Raw genomic sequence first — 22,451 nt, 5'->3', positions numbered from 1 at the left:
GCTCTTTTGCCGGTGAGTTTTTGGGTATATTTTTTGCATTATAACAAAGGCAACATTTTAAGGAGGTGGGAATAATGCTTAAGGCAGCATTCATTTTTTTGGCCCCGGAAGCGAATCCCGAACAACACAGGTCGGTGGTTAAGACCCCGGGGGTGGAGCTGATAGTGGTAGGAGTTAAGGATTACCAGGCGGCTGAAAAAATTGTGCCCGGTTTGGTTGAAGAAGGTGTTAAGGCTATTGAGCTCTGCGGGGGCTTCGGTCACGGGGGAACGGCCCGGGTAGCCCGCGCGGCCGGCCAGGGCGTGGCCGTGGGGGTGGTACGTTTTGATGTGCATCCGGGATTGAACGGCGCCAGCGGCGACCAGATTTTTTGAAGGCGGCAAGGAGGGCGAATATGAAACGCTACATTATTGAATTCGGCACCGGTATTGATTTTCACGGTCAGGACCCCACCGGCGCCGCCAGGAAGGCTGTCCGGGACGCGGTTTCCCACAGCTGCTTGTGCGGTTTATCGGAAATATTGGGGATAAAGGATTTAAATGCAATGATGGTGGATGTTACAATAGCGGTGCCCAACCCGGAAAAAGTGGACGGCGCCCGGGTACTGGATGAAATCCCCTTTGGCCGCAAGTCCATCAAGGCGGTGGCCGGCGGTATGAGAGCGCCGGGCCTTTTTCTGCCCGAGCTGGGTGACGGCGACGATTCAATCATCGTGGCCAACGCCTGCGTTGAGGTTAAAGTGAACCCGAGCCTTTAATCCTGCGTGCATATGGTAAGTACTTCCATCCCCTGTTGGATCACATGGCTATCAGCATGATGTTCCGGTAAAATAAATCGCATGTTAAACTTCTTAAAGTTTGAGGGACCGCACAAAAAACCGTTATGCGGTCCCTTTTTTGACTGGCAACATCACTATGGCGCAATAACACTTCTGTGATATAATAGCCCGGTGAAAGCTTCCAATTTTCAAACAGGAGACTCACCATGACCAAACCGGAATTGAAACTAATCGCCTTCGACATGGACGGTACCTTAACCAACGTGCGCAGTTCATGGGAATACTTGCACCGACGCATGGGTATCTGGACCGGGCAGGCTGAGATATACCAGGAGCTGTTTCTGGCCGGGAAAATCAGCTACGAGGAATTTTGCAGACTGGATGCCGCCATGTGGCGCGGCATAAACTTGGATGAGATTGTGACCATCTTAAACGAAATTCCCCTTCACCCCGCGGCGGAAAAAGTAATGCACCTGTGCCGGGACCTGGGTGCCAAGCCCGTACTGCTTTCCACCGGGGTAAAAATACTGGCCGACCGGCTGGCCGGCCAGTTGGGGTTTCACTATCACACCGCCAACGAACTGGCGCACCGGGATGGCGTAATGACCGGGGGATGCGTTATACACGTAACCACCCACGGGACTGAGAAAACCAAGGAGGCCTTCTTGAGAAAGCTGATGGCCGAACTGGGTGCCACGCCCCGGGAAACCGCGGCGGTGGGCGACAGTATCGGCGACCTGGGCATGCTCGGGGAAGCGGGCCTGGGGGTGGCTGTAAACCCGCACCCCGGCGACCTGGCCGTAATGCAGGCCGCCATTCCCCGTCTGATTACCGTACACGATCTTGAGGAACTTATACCCGTACTGCTAAAGCATTTTAAAACACCTGCAACAGACCCAGAATAATTTCCAGAGTAATAAGCAGCACGATGGCCACCTCCAGCCAGGTGGCCCGGGCAGTGACAATTTCGTCGCTGAGCATGGAGTAATTTTGCTGGATCACCGCCATCTTGCGCTGAATGCTTTCCATCCATACCCCGGTCCGGAACAGACCCAGGGCGGCGGAATAAATCCGGGCGTAATAAATATCTTCGGTTACCTTGATAGAATTATGAATACGCTCGGTGATATCCGTCACTTCGGTTACCACTTCCATCAACCGGGCCATGATACTCCGGTAATGCCGCAAGCGTTGAAAGCTGCTGCCCCGCTCCACCAGCGCCAGATCATCATACATTTTTTCCATTTCCCCGGTCAGCAGCCCATCGTAGTAACGCAGCTCCAGCAGCTGGGAATTGGCAAATTCCAGCAAGTCCGGCAGGTCCGTGCTGCCCGAGGCGTCATAAACCAGGGCCGAGTCCCAGGTAATAATGACCAAATCATCGGGTGAATAGGAAAATGAGTTGCGTAGAGTTTCCCGCCTCACCCAGTCGCTGAACGGGCCTTCCTCCCCCAGCAGCAGGGGCAGCGGGTCCCAGTCCTCCTGCCAGTCGGTAAAGAAAAATACTGTAAAGTCTTCCTCGACATCTCCCAAACCTTTTTTTACCAGGGCCGGCGACATGACCTGCTGCAGTTTTTCCAACTGGGTACGAAAAAGTTTTTCATAATCATCCTGCTGTTCCAGAGCCAGGGACAGGCGTTTCATTTCCCCGTATCCGGTCCCGGGCGCCAGCCCGACCCGCATGATGATACTCACCACGCCCAAATCATACACCCGGGCCGAGTAAAAAACATCGTAATCTGTTCCGCCCAGGCTAACTTTGCCGCCGCCCAGTTCCACACCCACCGGCGGGTTTTGTATGTGAATCGACTTGGGCGGAATGCGGGACAATCGCAGCCTTGACGTGGTGCTTTGCGCAGATAATATAGTTTCCACGGTTTCCAGATTGATTTCATCGGCCACATCATACAGGCGATATAGCAACACTGTTGTCTGCACGTTATCACTCTTTCCCTATTCCAGCTATCCATTATTGTAACCCGATGTCCCCGGCGGGATATAGCTTTTATTAACATTTAGAAATTAATTCATATTATTTTTTTGCAAAGCAGGATTTTGTTCAAAAATTGACGAAGTTATTCTAAAATTCAGGCTGGGATATAAGCCTCAATTTCAAGCTTGGCAATGGGAAGAGGAGGAGAATTATGTCAGAAGCCATTACTTATTTTGATGAGGTAAGAGAGATTGTCCAGGAAATGGGTGGCCAAGATATTACCCTGTGCAAACAGTGCGGACTGTGCAGCGGCTCTTGCCCATGGGGACGGATGGAAAAAGAAAGCCCGTTCAGCATCCGCCAAATGATTTACATGGGCAGGCTGGGACTGGAAGGTTTTGAAAGCGATGATGTACTTTACGCCTGCACAACCTGTGGCCAGTGTGTGGTACGCTGTCCCCGCGGAGTTAAAATTATCGATGTCGTGCGTGCTATGCGTTCCGTTGTTTGTGAAACCGGTGGCATTCCTAAAAATTTGAAAGCCGTACTCGGCAGCATCAACAGCAACAGCAACCCCTGGTCCCAGGATAGCGAAAAACGCATTGACTGGACCAAGGGTCTGGATATCCCCACTTACACCGACCAGGAGTACCTGCTTTACGTATGCTGCACCTCCGCCTTTGACGGCCGCAGCCAGAAGATTGCCCGCGCCATAGCCACCACCCTGCAAAAAGCCGGGATCAGCTTCGGCATCATCGGCACCGAGGAAAAATGCTGCGGCGAGGCCGTGCGCAAGATCGGCGCTGAGGAAGAATTCAGCAATCTGGCCGAAGCCAACATTGAACTGTTTAACAGCAAGGGCGTCAAGAAAATCATCACCACCTCGCCCCACTGCTATTATACCTTTAAAAACGAATACCCCGAATTTGGCGGCGAATTTGAAGTCATTCATTACACCCAGTTGTTCGCCGAGTTGTTGAAGGAAGGCAAACTCAAGCCGGCCAAAGGGTTGGGCAAAAAAGTCATCTACCACGAACCCTGCTATCTGGGCAGACACAGCAAGGTATTTGAAGCGCCTCGGGAGCTGCTTACCTCCATACCGGAAGTGGAATGCATGGAGTTTGATAAAACCAAGGACGACAGTATGTGCTGCAGCGGCGGCGGCGCCCGTATCTGGATGGAAACCGAAGCCGGGCTGCGTTTCTCCGATGTAAAAGCCAAGGAAGCCATGGCCAAAGGCGCCGACCTGGTGGTTACCGCCTGCCCCTACTGCATTGTTATGCTGGAAGACAGTCTTAAGAACATCGACAAAGATGAAACCATGGCCGTCAAAGATATCAGCGAACTGATCAGCGACAGCTTGGAATAACATTTTTTCGGATAATAATAAAATTGTTCCCAAGCCCGTTCAAAAAAATTTTTTGAACGGGCTTTTTTGACTTATTAATCAAGCAAAAGGTGCGCATACTATAAATAAAATCAATTAAATAGGAGGTTAAGGAATTATATGGTATCCACAACAAGTCTTATTGATTACCTGCGTAAAGCCAGTGAAAGGCTACCCGAAGAAGCCGAAAGGGTATTGCATGCGTTATTGGAACAGGGCAGCATGAACAAAGAGGAACTTTCCCTGACGGCCCGCGTAAAAAGGGCTGTCCTGGACCATATCATCATGCAGCTTTACGCCCTGGGACTGGTGGAAATATCCACCGAGGGCAAAAGTAAAATTTGCACCGTTACCAAACTGGGCGATGAATTTTACAGCCTGGTAAAAGCCGGATAAAAAAGGGGACAGGCTACTTTTCATGGTAATAATTACCATGAAAAGTAGCCTGTCCCCTTTTTCAGGTGCTGTGGTATAATTTAGATTAATTATCCCGGTGTTCCGATACCCGGTCATCTGCCTTTATTTAAAACATGTAACAAGGAGCAAGTTATGTCGGATAATTTACAGTACCTGAAGAAAATACCCCTGTTCGCCTTCCTGACGGACGAGCAGCTGGCGGAAGTAGATAAAGTTATCCTGGAGCGCGCCTATCAAAAAGGGCGGATTATTTTCATGGAGGGGGAACCCGGAGAAGCAGTATTTTTTGTTAAATCTGGCCGCATCAAAGTGACCAAGCAAACCAGCGACGGCCGGGAACACATTTTGCACTTTATCAACCCCGGCGAGATATTTGCCGAGGTCATTATGTTCGACGACGACGGAACTTACCCGGCCACCGCCGAAGTGGTGGAAGACTGCACCGTCGGCCTCATCAGAAATGCGGACATGGAAAGAATTATTAACCAAAAACCCGGTATCGCCCTGGGTATGCTGAGAATCATGGCCCGCCGGCTGCGCATATCCCAGCAACAATTGATCGAACTGGCCCTGCTGGACACCACCCGGCGGGCCGCCAGCATGCTGCTGTTCCTGGCCGGTGAACAGGGCACCAAAACAAAAGAAGGTATTGTCATTGACATTTCCCTCACCAACCAGGACCTGGCCCAGCTGATCGGCACCTCCCGGGAAACCGCCAACCGCATTTTAAATGACTTCAAGCGACAAAAAGCCATTGCCGTCCATAAAGGTCAGGTTACCATCCTGGACAAATATAAACTTAAATCGTGGATTTAGCGTCCAGTACCTTTCCCCACACCGGCGGAGGGATGAAAAAATTCCGAACACTGCGCCTTTAAGGACTCATCCCCTAATAAATATATCCCTAATATCATTAGATAATATCAGACGTAAAAAGTTTTGCAAAATAATCGCGGTCATCCCCCAGATAAAATACTCTTTATATTCATAAATGTAAGTGGGAAAGGACCAACGTTTTACCCATCCCCCGCGATATATTTCGGGCACCCTGTGGAGGGGAAAATCTTCACCGTACCGGGTGGCTACCTCCACGTTACTGGCTTTGGGCGGGTTGGCCAGCAAATAAGGCAGGGGCACCGTAAAAACACTGTGCACTTCTTCCCGGTTGGGTTCAATGTGCCCGGGCTGCAGTATGTACCCCGCATAAGGATAAACCACCACCCCCATGGGAGTAACCAGAAAATCCAGCGGTCCCAGTACGTCAATGTCTCCCGGCCACAAGCTCAATTCTTCCATAGTCTCCCGCACCGCGGCTGTTTCCGGGTTGCCCATCTCACAAGGTTCCACCCTGCCGCCCGGAAAACATATTTCCCCCGGTTGCCTGTCCAGGTGCATGGAGCGCACCTCGAACAATATCTCCGTGCCCTCGTTTCCCTCGATTAAAGGTATCAGCACCGCCGAGATCAAAAAGTTTTCCTTGCCCATCAGTTCAGCATTACGCCGAAGCAGCTTTTGCATTAACTCTTTCACCTGATCAATACCCCGTAACAATTTATAAATTTTATAATTGGCATTTTATTTATACGGAAATTTCTCTAAAAGTATTTACAAACCTGCTACTATATTGATAAATTAATTTTCTAAGAAACACCGCATAAAACTTGTGAAATAAAGATTATTTTCGGAGTGTACTGAAGAATATATCATTATAATATACGAGGTCCACGTAAAAATAAATAAATCAATATTGGAGGGAACAGATGGTTTTTAAACGCGATGATTTTCCCGTCAGCTTTAACGTCGCCCGATGCAAAAAATGCGGTGTATGCAGCCACTTTTGTCCCGGCCAGGCAATTGCCTTTGACAATAACGGCTACCCTTGCGCAAAAGCACCGGAAAAATGCACCCGCTGTTACACGTGTTTTCACCGGTGTCCGGACTTTGCCGTGGAGGTGAAAGACAATGACCAACATGCAGTTTCTGCAGGGTAACGAAGCCTGCACCCTGGCCGGCATTGCCGCGGGAGCGCGTTTTTTTGCCGGCTACCCCATCAGCCCGGCCACCGAAATAGCCGAACTTTCTGCAAAACTCCTGCCCCGGCACGATGGCATATATATACAGATGGAAGATGAAATTGCCAGCATCGCCGCCGTCATCGGAGCCAGCCTGGGAGGTATGAAAGCCTTTACCGCCACCAGCGGGCCGGGATTTTCCCTGATGCAGGAAAATATCGGCTTTGCCGTAATGGCTGAAGTCCCCTGCGTAATTATCAATGTGCAGCGGTTCGGCCCCAGCACCGGCATTGCCACCCAACCCGGTCAGGGTGACATCATGACCGCCCGGTGGGGGACCCACAGTGACCACAGTATCGTGGCGCTGGCCCCGGCCTCGGTTCAGGAATGTTTTGACCTGACGGTGGAAGCGTTCAACCTGGCCGAGCGATTCCGCACCCCGGTGATTGTCCTCACCGATGCCACCATCGCCCACCTGCGGGAAACGGTAAGCATACCCGACACGGTAAAAACGGTGCAGCGGGCCAGACCCTCCGGGCCGGTGGAAAACTACCGCCCTTATGCCCCCGCGGCGAACCAGGTCCCTGTCATGCCCAATTACGGTGATGATTATATTTTACGGGTAACGGGCCTGGTACACGATGAAGCAGGGTACTCTTCCGCCGACCCCGAAGTAGCCGGCACCCTGGTCAACCGATTAATTAATAAAATAGAAAAATACACCGATGAACTGCCGGAACCGGAATACGCGGGCCCGGACCGGCCGGAAACAGTAATCATTTCCTACGGCATTTCCGCCCGCGCGGCCCTGTCCGCCGCCCGCCGCGCCAAGCAGCAGGGCCGGTCCATGGGGGTAATCCGGCTGAGAACTATCTGGCCTTTCCCGGAAAAGTTTATCACCGATATCTGCCGGAGCGCCGCCCGGGTACTGGTGGTGGAAATGAACAAGGGACAGCTCCTGCGAGAAGTCAGAGCCGCGGGAATAACAGAGGCATACGGCTTGAACCGCACCGATACCAGGGTCATCATGCCGGAGGAAATCCTCGAGGGAGGTGTTCTGCTTGAATAACCTGAAAGAGATCGACCAATACCTGGCCCATAAAAAATTACCCCATATGTGGTGCCCGGGATGTGGAAACGGAGTTATCCTGAAACATTTGCTGCTGGGGTTGGCCGTTTTGGGCATTCCCCGGGAAAAAGCTGTGCTGGCGTCGGGTATCGGCTGTTCCGGCCGGGCCGGCGATTACGTGAATTTTCACCGCTTCCAGGGCACCCACGGGCGCACCCTGGCCTTTGCCACCGGCATCCACCTGTCCAACCCCGAGCTAACCGTCGTTTGCCTGATGGGCGACGGCGATTGCGGCGCCATCGGACTGAACCATTTACTGCATGCCGCCCGCCGGAACATCAACATCACCGCCATAGTAGCCAACAATTTGAACTATGGCATGACCGGCGGCCAGTATTCTCCTTCCACCCCGGAAGACAGTTTGACCAGCACTTCCCGGCAAGGCAAAACCGGCGCCGCGCTGGACCTGTGCCGGTTGGCAGCGGAAGCCGGAGCCAATTACGTGGCCCGAAGCACGGTCTATCACGTACGGGAAATGCACAAATATATTCTTGAAGCATTAAATACCAGGGGCTTTTCCATGGTGGAACTGCTGACCCCCTGCCCCACCTACTACGGCCGGTATAATAAAATCGGCGATGCGGTGCAGATGCTGGAAATGTTCAAAGAAAAAGCCATACCTTTAAACAAGTTTCAAAACATGGAGGAAAGCGAGCAGCAAAATCATTTCTGGCGCGGGGTGCTGGTGAGAAAAAATAACCCGGACTTTTACACCCGTTACCGGCAAAAGGAGGCTGTACAATGAAGGAATGGCAGATACTGCTCAGCGGCTCGGGCGGGCAGGGGCTGGGCCTGGCGGGTAAGATACTGGCCGAAGCCGCGCTCTACCGGGGCCTGCACGCTGCACACAGCCAGAGTTACGGCGCCCGGGCCCGCGGCGGTTACAGCGACTCGGGCGTGGTTATCAGCAGCGCCGAAATTGCCTTTCCCCTGATTGAAAAGCCCAACCTGCTTTTGGCGCTTTCTCCGGAAGCCTACCACAAGAATGCCCGTTCTCTGGATAAAGACGGTTATTTAATATATGATACGGACATTGATAGTGCGGTACAAGAAAAGAATGCCCGGGGTTTTCCAATCACCAAAGCCGCCCGGGAAACAGGCAATGAACGGGGTGCCGCCATCCTGGCCCTGGGGATAATCACCGGATTGTTCGACATCATTGCGCCTAAGGACGGGGAAAGAGCCATCGCCGACAACCTGCCGGCGCAATTCATAGAACCCAACCTGCAGTGTTACCGCCGGGGCCTGGAAATGGCCGGACAAGTTACGCCCGGGGATCACACAGGTACAGCCCCATGAAATGGGTCAGCCTGATCAGCTTATAGTCAGAAAACTCACCTACCAGTTGTTGACCCACATTTTTTAAAAAATCCCGGTAATAACTTTTCTCCACGCGCTCCACCAATGAAATTACCGGATTTAAATTGGGTATGTAATCAACCGCCATAACCACGGAGCCAGCCAGCCTTTTCATTTCTCGCAGTATTTTCACCCTGTAAGCGGGCGGCATTTCATGTAAAACAAATGCCGCCGCCACCACTTCAAAGCTGTTGTCGGCAAATCCATCCAGGGCATGGGCGGGGGTCTTGATAAAAGTTACGCGGGAGCCGTATTTACGGCGCGCTTTTTCAAGCATTCCCGCGGAAATATCCACCCCCGTCACTTCAGCCCCCTTTGCCGCAAAAGCCCCGGCCAGGGTTCCGGTCCCCGTGCCGATATCCAGCACCCGCGGGGTCGCCCGGTGGTCAGGCAGCTGTCGCAGCACGTAATCCACAGCCCGCCGGTAAGGACCGATAAACAACGGGTAAACTATATCAAAGTATTTAGCCACCCGATCAAAGGACGCCGCCAATTTATTCAGATCGTACCCCTGCACAAACTACCGTCCCTTCTATTGGTTACCATTCTCCCAAGCCCATTGTTATCCGTTTTCTTCCGTTTCCAGCACTCTCCGTACCAGCAAACTACAGCAAAAACGGATATTATTTACGGAGTATATACGGAGGTTGTCGCAATAATACATATCAAACAGCAAATCAGCAATTTCTTGCTCACCCAACCCCTTTTTACGGCCGCTGCTAACAAATTCCTTCATTCTTTCTGTCTCGGACCGGGCCTGATCAAGAAATTCCGCCACATATTTTCGCCCAAAGATTAGTTGTTCATGCGCGCCGGCCAAAATCTCCGCCCGAAAATCCCGCATCCTGTCTATTGTTGTTAAATACTTTGCGTACCCCTCGAAAAAAATGGGGAAAATACACTTGTCATTTACGGGGAAGCCGGCGCAATCAGAACTGAACAACACTTCACTTTCGGGGAGATAGGCCAGCAGACTGCAGGGGCTGTGTCCCGGAGCGCGGTAAAAGTGCAATGTTGACCCGGGACCCAACGTCCATTTTTCACCGTCCTCGATAACCCGCTCAACATTAATATGGTCTACAACAGAATCGAAAGCCTTTTCCTCCAACCCCGTTTCCTGCCGCAGCGCTTCAGTGGTGGCGGCATCCTCTTTAAAAAAATGCGTTACTATTTTGGCTCGCTGCAGAATTTTGCGCGCCTCCGCCGATCCGGCCACCAAAGCTCCGGGAAAAATCTCTCGCAAACCCGGAATTCCACATACATGATCGTAATGCGCATGCATAACCACCAAATGACTGACACCCGGTGGGACAAGACCTGCGGCAGCCTGTTTCAGAACTGCGGGCACCACGGCGCTCACGCCGCCCTCCAAAAGCACCGCCGGTCCTTTACCAACCGCATAAATCCGAAAGTGCCGGTCTCCCAGAACTGTAACATTTTCTATTAGCTGCATTACAAACCTCCAAAATTTAGAATCAAGGTTTTACCAGGCAATAAATTGATTAGCTAAAAAATTTTCGGTACAATTACGTGTTTAATTTAGATTAAAGGATGTGATCAAAATACACCAATCCGGTGAAACAAGATTAAACAAAAGCCCAGGGTTCTTCTTCCGACCGGGCCATGACAACATCCACAACCAGCCCGGCTTTTTGCAGGTTTGCCGCCAGGTAATCTTGCACAGCGGGCAGCACCACCCGCTCAGTGGCGAAGTGGCCGGCGTCGATAAAATTCATGCCCGCCGCCAGCATGTCCCTGGCCGCGTGGTAGCGTACGTCACCTGTGACCAGCACATCGGCCCCTTTTTGCCGGGCCACCGGCCACAAATCCCCGCCCGACCCGCCGCAAACCGCCACCCGCTTGACAGCCGCCCGGTGATCACCGCCATAGCGCAGGCCGACTGCCTGCAGCTTTTCCTTTACCATCCCGGCGAATTCAGCCAGGGAAACCTCCCCGGGCAGCCGGCCCACCCGGCCCAATCCCCGGGGAACACCCTTGTTTTCCAGGGGATACAGGTCATAGGCCACCTCTTCATAAGGATGCGCCTGTTGCATAGCTTGCAGAACCCGGCCTATTTCCTCTTTTTTGACAATGGTTTCCACCCGCACTTCATCCACCTTTTCCAGTTCGCCACGGGTGCCGATAAAGGGGTTGGTGCCCTCCCGGGGGCGAAAGGTGCCCGTACCCCGCAGGTTAAAAGTGCAATCGCTGTAATTGCCGATCCAGCCCGCCCCCGCCCCGCCCAGGGCCTCACGCACCGCGTCGGCATGACCGGCGGGCACGAAAACAACCAGTTTGAGCAGTTGACCGTAACGCATAGGATGTAACACTTCCACTTCTTCCAGCCCCAGCGCCCGGGCCAGGGCATCGTTCACGCCGCCCTCAGCGCTGTCCAGGCTGGTATGCGCCGCGTAAACTCCTATACCGGAACGAATGAGCCTGAAGAGCAGGTTACCGGGCGGAACATCGCCGCGCAGTGATTTGATTCCTTTAAGCAGCACGGGGTGGTGACTGATGATCAACTGTGCACCGCTGTGTTCAGCTTCATCAACCACCTCCGGGGTCACGTCCAGGGCCACCAGCACCTTTTGCACCGGCGCCCCGGGGTCGCCCACCTGCCAACCGCTGTTGTCCCAATCCTCCGCCAGTCCCGACGGGGCCAATTTTTCCATGATTGCCACTATATCCTTAGCTTTTACTGCCATTCGCTGAGCACCTCCCGGATTTTTCCCGATTCCTGCTTAAGCAGAGCAGCCTTTTCTTGAGCTTTTGCGTTCTGAGCCCGCTTTATTTCCGCCAGCACGGTGTCAATTTCCCCCAACCGTTTTAAGAGGTAATCATGCAGCAATTCATGGCGCTTCTCCAACAAACGCGGGCCCAGTTCCAGCCAGAACGCGTCCTTTACCTTTTCCTGTCCCGGTTCCGCCGCCATTATAAAATAGTAATGCCCGCCCTCGCGGGCCATATCTTCATCAACCAGCCGCCACCCGTTTGCCAAAAGCCACCGGCGCACCAGGGAAATGTCGCGCATGGGCTGGATGATCAGCCGCTGCACCTTCGCCAGCACCGAACGTCCGGCAGCCAGAATGCTGCACACCGTTTTACCGCCCATTCCCGCCAGCACCACCGCGTCCGCCTCGCCGGGCGCCAAAACCTGCAGGCCGTCCCCCAGGCGCACGTCGATCCGATCTTCCAGCTCACAGGCCCGCACCGTGGCCAGCGCCGCCTCGTATGGTTTACGGTGTACATCGCCGGCTACCGCCCTGGGCGCAATCCCCCGCCGGACCAGGTAAACGGGCAAATAAGCGTGATCGGTGCCGATATCCGCCACCACCGCGCCCGCCGGCACCTGCCGGGCCACCGCGGCCAGCCGTTCCGACAATTCCACAGCCATATCCCGCCCTCCAATATAACAATAGCTTTACTGATTATATTTTCCCCCTGCGGCAAAAATTTTCCTTTAAGTTAAGCACCGGTTATTCCGACGTTTTATTTGCCATTATTAGTGCAAATGAAATAAACGGTCGTTAACACTGCTTGAACAGCAATTCCCCGGCCAAGAAAGCGCAAGTGAAACTTTCGACATATTACCGCGGCCGAAAACGACGCAAATAAGTTAAGACAGCGCTATGGTGTTGAACAATGAAGCCGCCGGACGTATCATATTAAAAAAAAGAAAAACGAAAGATTACCAGGGAAAAAATAAGGAGGTATTACATATGACCAGGATGTTGCTGGTAGTTAACGGCGCTGAATATTCCATGCCGGCGGTAAAAAAGGCCATATGGCTGGCCAGAGTGGAAGATGCCCAACTCGATGTACTGTATGTCACCCCCCCGTGCCACCAGATGTATCCCGATATTCCCGGGCTGTGTTTCTGGATGCCGGATACGGAATACAAGATGGTAACGGATAAATTGAGAAACAAGGTGCTCGATGGAGAAATCATCCCCGCATTTCAAGAAACCGGCCTGGAACCGCGCATTATAATCACCAGCCGGGACCAGGATGAGAAAATCAAAGAAATGAGCATTGAAAACCAGTATGGTAAAATTTTCATCGCCAGTCCTTCCAGGTTCTGCCGGCAGGAAAGCAAAGGCTGGCTTTGGTTCAAAAATAAGATACAGGAAATCCCCTCAGGTACGGTATGCTTGATTTAAGAACCCCCTTCTTATAAAAAAGAAGGGGGTTCTTAAATATGCCCGCACCGGCACATTAATTATCCGGCACTGCGCAGACCGACCGGCATGATGTCCACGATACAATTATAATGAGTGCCATGTATTTAACCCGCTGCCCAAGAAATAATATATACAGCAGCTTTTTTATTTAAAGGAGAATTTTACATGCCTCGTAAAACCAATAAAGGCAAACTCCCCACGGCATTATTGGGGTCTGGGGTAATAGCGGGTGGAGCAGTGCTGCTGGGACGTTTGCTGTTCAAGCGTATCGTCAACAACGCAACTACCCGGATCATGACCGAACCTTATGAAGAAAACATGTGGGAGGTTATCTCTGCCGGTTCCCGCACCACGCCCCAGGTGATAGTGGAAACCAACCTGCGGGCCGAACTGGGCAGAAAAATTTTACGCCCTTTCGGCGGCCCCAAAAAATTCCCGAATTTCAGCAATATAATGTTCAACGTCGCCCAGTTGGAAACGCTCCCCACTCCTGAAGGCACAGAAATTGACACTGCCGTGGTGCTGGGCAAAAACGCCGAGCGCCCCCTGCGCCTGGACATACCCCTTATTATTTCCGGCATGGCTTACGGTTTCGCCCTGAGCGACCGGGCCAAAGTGGCTCTGGCCCGGGGCGCGACCCTGGCCGGGACAGCCACCAATACAGGCTACGGGCCCCTACTGCCTGAAGAACGGGCGGCAGCCAGACACCTGATCCTGCAGTACAACCGGGGCCACTGGTCCAAAGACCCTGAAACCCTGAAGCAGGCGGACATGATTGAAATTCAGCTGGGCCAGGGAGCCCTGGCGGGCACCGGGGAAATTTTCAAACAAGATAAAATGAGCAAAAAATTGATCCGGTTGCTGGGATTAAAACCAGGAGAAAATGCTATTGTCCACGCCCGGCTGCCGGAAATTACCTCTCCCCGCCAGCTTAACGGCCTGGTTGAAGAATTGCGGGCGACAACCGGCGGTGTGCCCGTGGGTATTAAAATAGCGGCCGGCAACGACCTGGAAAAAGATATGGCCCACGCCCTGGAAGCGGGGGTGGACTTTATTACAGTGGACGGCGCCCAGGGCGGCACCTCGGGCGCCGCGCCCATACTGGAGGACGACTTCGGACTTCCCACACTGTACGCCCTTTGCCGGGCAACCGCTTTCCTTGAGCAACATCAGGCCCGGGACCAGGTCAGCCTGATTATCGGCGGCGGCCTCAAAACCCCAGGGGATTACCTGAAAGCCCTGGCCCTGGGCGCGGATGCCGTGGCCATCGGCACCATCGCCCTGTGGGCCATGACCCACACCCAGGTCTTCCACTCCCTGCCCTATGAACCACCTGTGCAAGTAGTGCTGGAACAGGGAAAGGACAAGGATAAACTGGACATCGAAAAGGGCGGTCGCAACCTGGCCAGTTATCTTTTATCATCCGTGGACGAAATGAAGCTGGCCGTCCGGGCCCTGGGCAAAAAATCTATCAGGGAAGTAAACAAAAACGACCTGTTTGCCCTGGACAGGCAAACCGCAGAGATAGCGGACATCCCGCAGGGGGGTACTGACTTTTAGGTTAACTTAAAATATAAAGGTTTACATATTCACACAAAACACCCCCTAAAACAAAAACCGCGGTATCTGGGGTTTAAATTAATCTGGAGCATTTATAGTTTTTAATTTACCGTTTGCAACTTTCCATTGGATCTTAACTTTTACTTTATCTAGAATTTCTGTAGCTTCAGATCTACTCATTATCCTACTAGGCTTTTGAGATAAAATTGAATTAGACATACAGGAAGTATCCTGTATATCTGGTATTGCACCCTCCGGTTTTTCAGCATTCCACGTATACTTACCACTAGCCGGTGGCGTATAACCAGCGGGCCATATGCCAACATCAAATTTAGGTTCTATTATCACAAATTCAAGGGGTTCTTGACCTAAATACTTTGCTTCAATTTTACCCATAACTTTTTCTTCATCCCATATTAACAGTGCTTTAATCTCCCAATCTTCATTAGAAAAGCAATCTCTGGCGACTGAATTAGTTTTATCTAGCCCTGAACAACCAAAAGCAAACAACAATATACCCAAGCCAAGTATTAAGCACTTTAGCCTCAAAGCCATAGCCCACCTTTCTTTCTAAATTATGTTTTTACTCAACTTCCTTACGCCGAAATACCTAACAAACCCTTGATATTTGTGCAGGGCATTTAGATTCAGCCGTTGCCCGTTGTAGCCATAATACACTTTAGGCAGTGCTTTGAGCATACAAATGACTTGCATTCCTTGCTCACGTACTTTGATGATGGTAGATGAAAAACTAAACCAGCTATCAAACAAGACGTAAGAAGCGTTGACTCCGGTCTCTAGCGCTTGTTTCAAAAGATCTAACAGGATTTCCGGGGATTTCTTCACGCTCTCTTTACGGCGGCAGTATCCAACAGACCGCTTGCCAACATCTTTCATTTCAGCGTAACGATTGCTTTTTTTGTGGGAACTAAGCAAAGAGAAACAAAGCGGGACTAATGTATTACCATCAGACCAACCTAGCGTAAGCATACGGAAACCACGAACAAATTTGCCAGTCGTATGGTCATTTACCTTAGCTAGCAGTTCCACAGATTTGCTACGGGGTCAGGCAAAGAGCGAGTCATCGACAATCAACACCTTAACACGGTCTTCTTTCGTTAACGGATTGATCTTTGTCTGGATCAGATTACTGCTAAGCAAAAGTAGAAACTTGCGCCAGTTATAACGGCTAGAATTAAGAAACCGGTAAACTGTATCTTTCCCGGGACGGTCTGTATCTTCTTTCTGTAGGGTCTGATAAAAATTTTTCTTACCAAACACGAGCAGAAAAATAAACTTGAACAGTTCAAGACAGGTGAAAAACCGCAATCCTTAAAGAAATTCGACTGCTTAAATAGCCTACCAATGCAGTGCCATTAAAAAAATTATCGACTTTCGATGTAAGTTGCTTTTCAGAAGCCGAGGAATTTGGTACGATAGGCATGAAAAACATCCTTTCCTTGGTTGATTTTGTTAGGCAACTTAATTTTACCAAAGAAAAGGGTGTTTTTCTGTTGTTTTTCGTGAAATTTTCCTTTTGTATCAAGCATTTATAACGTTTTTTAAGGTGCGAAAGTTGAGTTTTGATTTATAACATGCATTCCTCCTGGTCATGCCAGGAGGAATGCTTACCTGCAGTGCTTTTATTACATATTTTCACCAAATAAATAGTTAGAAAGAAACTCCCAGGACGATCCTCTATAATGGACCCATAGGTTAAGACACAGAAACCAAAAAATTAAGCTATAATGGAGCCATGGAAAAGAGAAAAACATTTAAACCGGAAGAAAAAGCGAAAATCGTATTGGAAATGCTGTGGGGAAAAGAAGATCTCAGAAATTGCTTCCGAATATGAAGTCCATCCCACCCAGCTGCATCGCTGGAAAGCAGAAGCCATTGAGAACCTGCCTTCCCTGTTCACTCGTGGCGCAAATGAAATGGAGAAGATGAGAAAGCAGTATGAAGCTGAGAAGGAGGAACTTACTAAACAAATCGGCCAGTTGACCATAGAGGTCAATTGGTTGAAAAAAAAATCTGCTGAAATCAACCATCGCCGCAGAAAGACGTGAAATGGTGGAGCGTAACCATCCAGAACTCACAGTCAAGCGGCAGGCGGAACTGCTGGAAGTAAACCGCACCAGCATATACTACAAGCCGTCGGAGGAAGAAGACAAAGACATCGAGCTAATGCATCGGATTGACGAGATTTACACTCGTTGGCCGCACTATGGGTATAGGCGGATCCGGGCAGTACTTAGGGATATGGGCTATAAGGTGAATAAGAAGCGGGTGCTGCGGCTGATGCGCCGGATGGGGATTGCCGGGCTATGCCCGGGTCCCAATCTGAGCAAGCGGAATCATCAGCACCACACATATCCCTATCTGCTGCGGGGTGTTAAAGCTGCAAGGCCTGACCATATCTGGGGAATCGACATTACCTATATCCGTATGAAAGGCAGCTTTATGTACCTTGTAGCAATTATCGACTGGTATTCACGGTATATAGTGAGTTGGGAACTGTCCGAGACGCTAGAAAGGTCGTTTGTGATTCGTGCGCTAAAGAAAGCGTTGGCTGTGAGGAAGCCGGAAATCATCAACAGCGACCAGGGGAGTCATTTTACCAGTGGAGAGTATATTGAGCTGTTGAAGCAAAACGGGATACAAATTAGCATGGACGGCAAAGGCCGAGCAACCGATAACGCAATCACAGAGCGTTTTTTCAGGAATCTGAAGTGGGAGAAAATTTATTACGAGGAGTACCGGGTGCCCCGGGAAGTATACCGGGCTGTACGGAACTATATTGACGAATACAATTATAAGAGGCCGCACCAGGCCATCAGCTATGAAAAGCCAGCAAATATGTATTTCGCGGGGCTTAAACCTGCAGAGTCTACTTTAGCCACCGCTTAATTGCTAAAGGCAGCCGGAGGTCTGAATTTCCAGGGCGGGCGTCAGCCCGGATTGCGGACCCTTGAAATTCAGCAAGACCGGAGCCTGTAAAATATGGTAACCAGTGGTGAGGGTGAAAGGTTAAAATAAAACAAAGGAAGGGAGGAAAATATAGCTTAGATTTTTTGAAAAAATGTCTTGACAAAGGGGAGCACTACACCCGCGCCAGCTCCACACCGTTTTTCCCCGGCAGGTCGATGTCGATAAAGACCACCCGGATAATCATCTGCTTAAAGACGGGACGAATCACGCAGCAGGCGGCAGCACATCTCCCGCACCAGCTTGGTCACTTGCGGGAGTCTGGCCTGCAGTTGGGGCGAAAGGTCCAGGCAAAAATTAATCTCCCCGGGTTGTACACCCACTATGGTCACTTCCGGCCTGGCCCCGAAAAAAGCAGCCATTTTCAGCACGTCCAAAAAGTGGATTTCGTGCCAGAGACCCCGTTCCAATTGCCGCGCACCGGCCAGTTGTTCAGGAGACAGCATGTATACAGTTCCCGGCGGGCCGTCTCCCAGCATGCTGTCCACAGCAATCACATGCTGGCATGAAAGGAGTAAATCCCAATAACTGTAGAATGAACCTCCCGCTTCAACGGCCTGCACCCCGGCAGGTAGTCCTGAACTGCGCAACGCCCGGATAACCCGCGGGCCAAAGCCGTCGTCCTTTAATAACGGGTTGCCCAGCCCGATAACCGCTATCTCCGCCATTCTCTGCCCCCCCAAAAAAATATAACCAACTGCCGTGCGCTTTATTACTAAGTATTTCTAAGCTGGCAACACTTAAACACTGGCAATCACTTCGGCCTGAAATAGCCCGTAAAAATGGACTTTAACTTCCCCAAACTGTCCGTTAACGCAAAATACATATGCCCGGCCACGATACAGGACAGGCCCACCGCCGTAAAATAATGCACCAGGCGGGTCATGTTCAACCCACCGAAAATACGGCTCAGTTTTTGCAGTTTAACGGTAGCATACAGGGCCGCTCCTGTAATTATTTGCATGGGTAAAATTACCAGCATCAGCGTGAACAGCAGTTTTTGCCCGGGGTTATACTTGGGGTACTTCGGTTTTTTATTACGGAGAAAAAATTCGTAGGCCGCGAATTTGGGCATGGCGGTCAGGTCCTCGTCCCTGAGGAACATTCCCCGGTAATTTTTGGTAACCAGTGCATGATAAGCCCGGGCCAGAAAGTAAAGGCCGAAAAAATACTGGGCCGTAAAATGGGCCCGCCTGGCTGAGTCCATGCTGCGAAAGCCCCGGCCCCGGGAGGGTTTATTGATATAAAAACCGCTGGCCGCCAACACAAAAAAAGAGGGCACCAGTACCCAGTGCAGCGCCCGGGCGGCCCGGTAATGGCGAAATGTTTTCAGTCCCTTGATTCTGATACCCAAAAAGTTATTTTTAAATTTCAATTCCGGCCACTCCATTGATTAATTTTGTTCCAGTTCCGCCAGTTTGTTGGCAAACCAGGCCGTATGCAGATCCTCATCAATAAGGTTGTCCCACAGGATGTCAAACAATTGCCGGTCACTGCCCACGTGAATAATCATATTCTTGTAATCCTGCATGGCTTTTTCCTCCAGGGCGATATTCACTTTCAGCACCAGCTTTGGCCCCGCCATGCCGGTGACGGTGCCCGCGGTTTTGCCCAGCAGGGGCGAAATGATATCCCCCAGCCTGGTGGGCCTGGCGCCCCGCTTCTTTATTTCCGCCGCCAAATTGTCCACGTGCTGCTGTTCTATGGCAGCTACCCGGGCAAAGGTTTTGGCCAGGTAAATATCGACATTCTCCATGGCCCGGGCCTGGGCGGTATACCAATCCACCTGACTGATTTCCAGGGTGTAGAACCAGTTCAATTTGGCCAAAATTTGCTCATCGTTCAAATTATACCATCCCCAGAGTTCTCAATGTTATGGGCGGATTCCGCCATTGTAAATGCGCAACTACTTCAACGGCGGTGCCGTATCAGGAGCTTGGTCGATCCCCCTGATCTCCACCGGCATATTTACCTCGACCAGTTCAAAAAGTTCCGCTACCTGTTCGTTATCCATTCTGATACAACCGCCCGAAGCGTACTTACCGATTGAATCCGGCTCGTTGGTGCCGTGAATACCGTATTTGCCGCCCACGGGCGCCCTTTTATCCTTTTCAGCTCGCATATCCTTTGCATAAGGCACTCCCAGGCCAATCCAGCGGTCACCCAGCTGCGGTTTCAATTCATCACCGTTATCTTTGACTTTATTGACAATCTTGAAACGCCCTTCCGGTGTATACCGGGGATCCTTGCCGGTGGCCACAGGGTAGGATTTATAAAACCGGCCGTCTTTATAGAGGTACAAGGTGTTGGTGCTTTTATCAATGATTATTTTATCCCTTTCATTCCCCGGGTTGGGATAACTGGCCAAAATTCCAAATCTCGGTTCCAGCTCTATGATATTTGTTTCATCATCATTGACCAGCTTGATGCCATCTTTAACGGCCACTCCCACCAATGGGGGCGCCTCCGCCGGTTTATCCCTGATCCGTTCAACTTTTTTAATATAATTAATCTTTATTTTTTGCCCGGTCTGTTTATTTATAACCATGGCCCGTAAATCCCTTTGGTAAATCACCACCCGCTCATCCTCATAAAACGACCTGTCTTTAAAAAGCTTGTCTTTGGCTATATTTTCCGGCAGAGGTTTGAGCGGGGCTTTACGGTAATGCTTCGCCAAGCCATTAATGGCATACACAGCGGCAACCGCCAGGAGAATACAAATTAATAAAACTGTTTTTTTCATTTGCTCCTCCGCTGGCTTTTAAACTTATTATGGCAGGTGAGTGCCCAAAATAAGATTTGGAAAATATGCCAGGCGCAAATAAAAAAAACACCGCTGCCACATAATAGGGTAGAATGCAAATTATTAGGAGGTGACAGAAAATGATTACCGCCGAAGTAGCCCTTTACCCGCAAAAAACCACCAACGCCAGCCAGATCATCAACAGCGCCCTGGATTCCCTGCAGCAGCACAACGTGCAGGCGCAGGTAGGCTCCATGTCCACCCGGCTGCAGGGAACGGACGAAGAAGTATGGGCCGGCCTGAAATCATTGTTTGACCAGGCCAAAGCCCAGAGCGAGGTCAACATGGTAGTGACAATTTCCAACTGCGCAGGATAAAATAACAAGAGGGGACAGACCGTAAAAGGGGACTGGCTCCGATTCAGGCAAAAAAGGGGACTGGCACTTTTTTCAAAAAGCGAAAAAGGAGCCTGTCCTTTTTTACCTATACCCCTTTTACCGGAGCCAGTCCCCTTATTATTTTTTTTATACTCGTTTATCTTTCAACAAATTCATCTTTCAACACCCGGCACCAATTTGCCCGGCACGATTACATGGGTGGCGCAGGCCGAACAGGGATCAAAGGCCCGCACCACCCGGCTGATTTCGATGGGTTCGTTCTCATCGGCCACCGGGGTGTCCAGCAGGGCCTGCTCCATGGGCCCGGGCCGGCCGGCGGCGTCCCGGGGAGACATGTTCCAGGCCGTGGGGGTAATGATCTGGTAGCGGGCGATCCTGCCCTTTTCAATGCGCAGCCAGTGACCCAGGGGGCCGCGCATAGCGCCGGTGAGTCCCACCCCTGCCGCTTTTTGAGGAATTTCAAAAGGTTTGTAAACCGGTTCCCCGGGGCGCAGCTCCTGCAACCAGTCTTCCATAAGCCGGCCGATCTTTTCTGTTTCCAGCACCCTGGCCATGATGCGGTCCAAGGTGGAAACTCCGTGGCGATAGTCACCGCTCACCCAGAGCCGGGCCAGGGGGCCCCCTTCCATGGCCCGGCCGTTGTAACGAGGCGCTTTCACAAAAGAGTATGCCCCCTCCTTTTCCCGGTCGGGTTCGGTTTCTTCATACTCCGGGGGCGGGAGGTCACCGGCGTCGACATACCAGGCATGACTCAAATCTTCCCTGACGGCCTGCAAATCCACCTGTTTCACCCGGCCGTCTTCCACTACGCCAAATGGAAAATACCTGGCCCGATCCCGTTCATCCCGGGGAAACATGCCAAATACCAGCATATCAGCCGGACGTCGTCCGATGACGTAATAATCGGCATAAACTTCGGCCAAAACATGGGCGTCGGCCACCATCCGGTTTTGAATGAAGTCATTAATTTTTTTTAACTTGTAACCAAAATCCATGACCACATCCGCCGTGGGCGCCACGGTGCTGCCCCCGGCCAGAAGGCTGTGGGGAAAGGGGGCCTTGGCCCCCAATATGGCCACCAGTTCGTGGGCTACCCGGGCCATTTCAAAAGCAATATAATAATTTTGCAACATGTCCCGGTTGGCCTTGTCGGACAGACGAAAATCCTTTTTATAACCGGGGACAAACGGGGGCATATCAGGCCCCTTAACGTAGTCCGGCAGACCCAGCAGGTAAAAATGCCGGATGTGATTTTGCAACAAATCAGCGGCCAAAATCAAATTGCGCAGTATATTCCCGTTATACGGCGGCCTTACGCCGGCGGCATCTTCCAAAGCAAAGGCTGCCGCCGTGCCGTGGGCGGAGGAACAAATGCCGCAGACCCGCTCGGTAAGATAACTTGCGTCCCGGGGGTCCCGGTGGCGCAATATTAGTTCAAAACCCCGGAAAAACTGCACGCCGCACCGGGCATCCACCACTTTCCCCCCCGAAACCGTCACTTCCACCACAAAGGGGCTGTTGGCACGAGTCACCGGGTTAATGGTGATTTTCTTCACTATGAGTCAT

General features: G+C 51.3%; 26 protein-coding genes and 1 pseudogene. 14 read left to right on the top strand and 13 right to left on the bottom strand.

Annotated elements, in window-relative coordinates:
• Nucleotides 1–74: 74 nt before the first annotated feature.
• The 3 genes from BM299_RS04415 to BM299_RS04405 all read left to right on the top strand — a co-directional run bounded on the left by BM299_RS04415 (nucleotide 75) and on the right by BM299_RS04405 (nucleotide 1,683).
• A complete protein-coding gene (locus tag BM299_RS04415; RefSeq protein WP_092482257.1) occupies nucleotides 75–374 on the top strand; it encodes a DUF6506 family protein in 300 nt (99 codons plus the stop codon).
• 20 nt (nucleotides 375–394) lie between these two features.
• Nucleotides 395–757, top strand: coding sequence for a Lin0512 family protein (locus BM299_RS04410; RefSeq protein ID WP_092482256.1), 363 nt, complete (start codon nucleotides 395–397; stop codon nucleotides 755–757).
• Nucleotides 758–984: 227 nt separating this feature from the next.
• Nucleotides 985–1,683, top strand: coding sequence for an HAD family hydrolase (locus BM299_RS04405; RefSeq protein ID WP_092482255.1), 699 nt, complete (start codon nucleotides 985–987; stop codon nucleotides 1,681–1,683).
• Here BM299_RS04405 and BM299_RS04400 read toward each other — a convergent pair.
• The gene (locus BM299_RS04400; RefSeq protein ID WP_092482254.1) at nucleotides 1,655–2,716 is read right to left on the bottom strand and encodes a hypothetical protein; all 1,062 of its coding nucleotides are present in this window, start codon (nucleotides 2,714–2,716) and stop codon (nucleotides 1,655–1,657) included. The genes BM299_RS04405 and BM299_RS04400 overlap by 29 nt on opposite strands.
• 206 nt (nucleotides 2,717–2,922) lie before the next feature.
• On the opposite strand from BM299_RS04400, the gene BM299_RS04395 reads away from it, so the two are divergent.
• From BM299_RS04395 to BM299_RS04385, 3 genes are all read left to right on the top strand, one after another.
• A complete protein-coding gene (locus BM299_RS04395; RefSeq protein WP_092482253.1) occupies nucleotides 2,923–4,080 on the top strand; it encodes a (Fe-S)-binding protein in 1,158 nt (385 codons plus the stop codon).
• Nucleotides 4,081–4,218: 138 nt separating this feature from the next.
• Entirely contained in the window at nucleotides 4,219–4,494 is a 276-nt protein-coding gene (locus BM299_RS04390; protein WP_092482252.1) for a transcriptional regulator, read from the top strand.
• A 153-nt stretch (nucleotides 4,495–4,647) separates the two neighbouring features.
• Nucleotides 4,648–5,331: a Crp/Fnr family transcriptional regulator gene (locus BM299_RS04385; protein WP_092482251.1), complete on the top strand. Its 684-nt coding sequence runs from the start codon at nucleotides 4,648–4,650 to the stop codon at nucleotides 5,329–5,331.
• 66 nt (nucleotides 5,332–5,397) lie between these two features.
• Here BM299_RS04385 and BM299_RS04380 read toward each other — a convergent pair whose 3' ends face one another.
• Nucleotides 5,398–6,033 (bottom strand): NUDIX hydrolase, encoded by a 636-nt coding sequence (locus BM299_RS04380; RefSeq protein ID WP_092482250.1) that lies wholly within the window; start codon nucleotides 6,031–6,033, stop codon nucleotides 5,398–5,400.
• A gap of 242 nt (nucleotides 6,034–6,275) precedes the next feature.
• Between BM299_RS04380 and BM299_RS20390 the strand changes: the two genes are divergently transcribed.
• Genes BM299_RS20390 through BM299_RS04360 form a run of 4 tightly spaced genes read left to right on the top strand, consistent with a single transcriptional unit; the run spans nucleotide 6,276 to nucleotide 8,955 of the window.
• Nucleotides 6,276–6,506: a 4Fe-4S dicluster domain-containing protein gene (locus BM299_RS20390; protein WP_092482249.1), complete on the top strand. Its 231-nt coding sequence runs from the start codon at nucleotides 6,276–6,278 to the stop codon at nucleotides 6,504–6,506.
• Nucleotides 6,478–7,596 carry a 2-oxoacid:acceptor oxidoreductase subunit alpha gene (locus BM299_RS04370; RefSeq protein WP_092482248.1) on the top strand — a complete coding sequence of 373 codons (1,119 nt, stop codon included), beginning with the start codon at nucleotides 6,478–6,480 and terminating at the stop codon, nucleotides 7,594–7,596. Before BM299_RS20390 ends, BM299_RS04370 begins: the two co-directional genes overlap by 29 nt.
• On the top strand, nucleotides 7,589–8,401 hold the full coding sequence (locus BM299_RS04365) for a thiamine pyrophosphate-dependent enzyme (protein WP_092482247.1): 813 nt from the start codon (nucleotides 7,589–7,591) through the stop codon (nucleotides 8,399–8,401). The genes BM299_RS04370 and BM299_RS04365 overlap by 8 nt, the downstream gene beginning before the upstream one ends.
• The gene (locus BM299_RS04360) at nucleotides 8,398–8,955 is read left to right on the top strand and encodes a 2-oxoacid:acceptor oxidoreductase family protein (protein ID WP_092482246.1); all 558 of its coding nucleotides are present in this window, start codon (nucleotides 8,398–8,400) and stop codon (nucleotides 8,953–8,955) included. The genes BM299_RS04365 and BM299_RS04360 overlap by 4 nt, the downstream gene beginning before the upstream one ends.
• On the opposite strand, the gene BM299_RS04355 is transcribed toward BM299_RS04360, so the two are convergent.
• From BM299_RS04355 to BM299_RS04340, 4 genes are all read right to left on the bottom strand, one after another.
• Nucleotides 8,921–9,532, bottom strand: a complete 612-nt coding sequence (locus BM299_RS04355; protein WP_092482245.1) for a class I SAM-dependent methyltransferase — start codon at nucleotides 9,530–9,532, stop codon at nucleotides 8,921–8,923. The genes BM299_RS04360 and BM299_RS04355 overlap by 35 nt on opposite strands.
• A gap of 45 nt (nucleotides 9,533–9,577) precedes the next feature.
• Nucleotides 9,578–10,468: an MBL fold metallo-hydrolase gene (locus BM299_RS04350; RefSeq protein WP_092482244.1), complete on the bottom strand. Its 891-nt coding sequence runs from the start codon at nucleotides 10,466–10,468 to the stop codon at nucleotides 9,578–9,580.
• Between the two features lie 133 nt (nucleotides 10,469–10,601).
• Nucleotides 10,602–11,720, bottom strand: coding sequence for a Nif3-like dinuclear metal center hexameric protein (locus BM299_RS04345; protein WP_092482243.1), 1,119 nt, complete (start codon nucleotides 11,718–11,720; stop codon nucleotides 10,602–10,604).
• Nucleotides 11,711–12,409: a tRNA (adenine(22)-N(1))-methyltransferase gene (locus tag BM299_RS04340; protein ID WP_245779642.1), complete on the bottom strand. Its 699-nt coding sequence runs from the start codon at nucleotides 12,407–12,409 to the stop codon at nucleotides 11,711–11,713. Before BM299_RS04340 ends, BM299_RS04345 begins: the two co-directional genes overlap by 10 nt.
• A gap of 325 nt (nucleotides 12,410–12,734) precedes the next feature.
• Between BM299_RS04340 and BM299_RS04335 the strand changes: the two genes are divergently transcribed.
• Together BM299_RS04335 and BM299_RS04330 are read left to right on the top strand one after the other, a co-directional pair.
• The gene (locus BM299_RS04335; RefSeq protein ID WP_165608173.1) at nucleotides 12,735–13,175 is read left to right on the top strand and encodes a universal stress protein; all 441 of its coding nucleotides are present in this window, start codon (nucleotides 12,735–12,737) and stop codon (nucleotides 13,173–13,175) included.
• 186 nt (nucleotides 13,176–13,361) lie between these two features.
• Nucleotides 13,362–14,756: an FMN-binding glutamate synthase family protein gene (locus BM299_RS04330; protein ID WP_092482241.1), complete on the top strand. Its 1,395-nt coding sequence runs from the start codon at nucleotides 13,362–13,364 to the stop codon at nucleotides 14,754–14,756.
• 78 nt (nucleotides 14,757–14,834) lie between these two features.
• On the opposite strand, the gene BM299_RS04325 is transcribed toward BM299_RS04330, so the two are convergent.
• Both BM299_RS04325 and BM299_RS04320 read right to left on the bottom strand, forming a co-directional pair.
• Nucleotides 14,835–15,305, bottom strand: coding sequence for a hypothetical protein (locus tag BM299_RS04325; RefSeq protein WP_092482240.1), 471 nt, complete (start codon nucleotides 15,303–15,305; stop codon nucleotides 14,835–14,837).
• 21 nt (nucleotides 15,306–15,326) lie between these two features.
• Nucleotides 15,327–15,806 (bottom strand): transposase, encoded by a 480-nt coding sequence (locus tag BM299_RS04320; RefSeq protein ID WP_131820603.1) that lies wholly within the window; start codon nucleotides 15,804–15,806, stop codon nucleotides 15,327–15,329.
• A 706-nt stretch (nucleotides 15,807–16,512) separates the two neighbouring features.
• Here BM299_RS04320 and BM299_RS04310 point away from each other — a divergent pair.
• Nucleotides 16,513–17,666: pseudogene (locus BM299_RS04310) on the top strand (IS3 family transposase).
• Nucleotides 17,667–17,935: 269 nt separating this feature from the next.
• Here the strand turns inward: BM299_RS04310 and BM299_RS04305 are convergent.
• The 4 genes from BM299_RS04305 to BM299_RS04290 all read right to left on the bottom strand — a co-directional run bounded on the left by BM299_RS04305 (nucleotide 17,936) and on the right by BM299_RS04290 (nucleotide 20,487).
• Nucleotides 17,936–18,412 (bottom strand): hydrogenase maturation protease, encoded by a 477-nt coding sequence (locus BM299_RS04305; protein ID WP_092482237.1) that lies wholly within the window; start codon nucleotides 18,410–18,412, stop codon nucleotides 17,936–17,938.
• 86 nt (nucleotides 18,413–18,498) lie between these two features.
• Complete coding sequence (locus BM299_RS04300; RefSeq protein ID WP_245779641.1) at nucleotides 18,499–19,119, bottom strand: cytochrome b/b6 domain-containing protein; 621 nt, start codon at nucleotides 19,117–19,119, stop codon at nucleotides 18,499–18,501.
• Between the two features lie 18 nt (nucleotides 19,120–19,137).
• On the bottom strand, nucleotides 19,138–19,590 hold the full coding sequence (locus BM299_RS04295) for a demethoxyubiquinone hydroxylase family protein (protein ID WP_092482235.1): 453 nt from the start codon (nucleotides 19,588–19,590) through the stop codon (nucleotides 19,138–19,140).
• A 60-nt stretch (nucleotides 19,591–19,650) separates the two neighbouring features.
• Complete coding sequence (locus tag BM299_RS04290; protein WP_245779640.1) at nucleotides 19,651–20,487, bottom strand: L,D-transpeptidase; 837 nt, start codon at nucleotides 20,485–20,487, stop codon at nucleotides 19,651–19,653.
• Between the two features lie 140 nt (nucleotides 20,488–20,627).
• Between BM299_RS04290 and BM299_RS04285 the strand changes: the two genes are divergently transcribed.
• Nucleotides 20,628–20,864 carry a YkoF family thiamine/hydroxymethylpyrimidine-binding protein gene (locus tag BM299_RS04285; RefSeq protein WP_092482234.1) on the top strand — a complete coding sequence of 79 codons (237 nt, stop codon included), beginning with the start codon at nucleotides 20,628–20,630 and terminating at the stop codon, nucleotides 20,862–20,864.
• Nucleotides 20,865–21,037: 173 nt separating this feature from the next.
• On the opposite strand, the gene BM299_RS04280 is transcribed toward BM299_RS04285, so the two are convergent.
• Nucleotides 21,038–22,441: a nickel-dependent hydrogenase large subunit gene (locus BM299_RS04280; RefSeq protein ID WP_092482233.1), complete on the bottom strand. Its 1,404-nt coding sequence runs from the start codon at nucleotides 22,439–22,441 to the stop codon at nucleotides 21,038–21,040.
• Nucleotides 22,442–22,451 lie beyond the last annotated feature (10 nt).

This window comes from Desulfoscipio geothermicus DSM 3669 (genome assembly GCF_900115975.1).
Lineage (GTDB): Bacteria > Bacillota > Desulfotomaculia > Desulfotomaculales > Desulfallaceae > Desulfoscipio > Desulfoscipio geothermicus.
The sequence above is the reverse complement of the archived record's forward strand: the minus strand, read 5'-3'. Positions and strand labels throughout refer to the sequence as shown.

What these genes read in the sequence shown, in the direction of transcription:
- BM299_RS04415 (WP_092482257.1), top strand. Translation starts at nt 75, where the DNA reads ATGCTTAAGGCAGCATTCATTTTTTTGGCCCCGGAAGCGAATCCCGAA.
- BM299_RS04410 (WP_092482256.1), top strand. Translation starts at nt 395, where the DNA reads ATGAAACGCTACATTATTGAATTCGGCACCGGTATTGATTTTCACGGT.
- BM299_RS04405 (WP_092482255.1), top strand. Translation starts at nt 985, where the DNA reads ATGACCAAACCGGAATTGAAACTAATCGCCTTCGACATGGACGGTACC.
- BM299_RS04395 (WP_092482253.1), top strand. Translation starts at nt 2,923, where the DNA reads ATGTCAGAAGCCATTACTTATTTTGATGAGGTAAGAGAGATTGTCCAG.
- BM299_RS04390 (WP_092482252.1), top strand. Translation starts at nt 4,219, where the DNA reads ATGGTATCCACAACAAGTCTTATTGATTACCTGCGTAAAGCCAGTGAA.
- BM299_RS04385 (WP_092482251.1), top strand. Translation starts at nt 4,648, where the DNA reads ATGTCGGATAATTTACAGTACCTGAAGAAAATACCCCTGTTCGCCTTC.
- BM299_RS04380 (WP_092482250.1), bottom strand. Translation starts at nt 6,033, where the DNA reads ATGCAAAAGCTGCTTCGGCGTAATGCTGAACTGATGGGCAAGGAAAAC.
- BM299_RS20390 (WP_092482249.1), top strand. Translation starts at nt 6,276, where the DNA reads ATGGTTTTTAAACGCGATGATTTTCCCGTCAGCTTTAACGTCGCCCGA.
- BM299_RS04370 (WP_092482248.1), top strand. Translation starts at nt 6,478, where the DNA reads ATGACCAACATGCAGTTTCTGCAGGGTAACGAAGCCTGCACCCTGGCC.
- BM299_RS04360 (WP_092482246.1), top strand. Translation starts at nt 8,398, where the DNA reads ATGAAGGAATGGCAGATACTGCTCAGCGGCTCGGGCGGGCAGGGGCTG.
- BM299_RS04350 (WP_092482244.1), bottom strand. Translation starts at nt 10,468, where the DNA reads ATGCAGCTAATAGAAAATGTTACAGTTCTGGGAGACCGGCACTTTCGG.
- BM299_RS04345 (WP_092482243.1), bottom strand. Translation starts at nt 11,720, where the DNA reads ATGGCAGTAAAAGCTAAGGATATAGTGGCAATCATGGAAAAATTGGCC.
- BM299_RS04340 (WP_245779642.1), bottom strand. Translation starts at nt 12,409, where the DNA reads ATGGCTGTGGAATTGTCGGAACGGCTGGCCGCGGTGGCCCGGCAGGTG.
- BM299_RS04335 (WP_165608173.1), top strand. Translation starts at nt 12,735, where the DNA reads ATGACCAGGATGTTGCTGGTAGTTAACGGCGCTGAATATTCCATGCCG.
- BM299_RS04330 (WP_092482241.1), top strand. Translation starts at nt 13,362, where the DNA reads ATGCCTCGTAAAACCAATAAAGGCAAACTCCCCACGGCATTATTGGGG.
- BM299_RS04305 (WP_092482237.1), bottom strand. Translation starts at nt 18,412, where the DNA reads ATGGCGGAGATAGCGGTTATCGGGCTGGGCAACCCGTTATTAAAGGAC.
- BM299_RS04290 (WP_245779640.1), bottom strand. Translation starts at nt 20,487, where the DNA reads ATGAAAAAAACAGTTTTATTAATTTGTATTCTCCTGGCGGTTGCCGCT.
- BM299_RS04285 (WP_092482234.1), top strand. Translation starts at nt 20,628, where the DNA reads ATGATTACCGCCGAAGTAGCCCTTTACCCGCAAAAAACCACCAACGCC.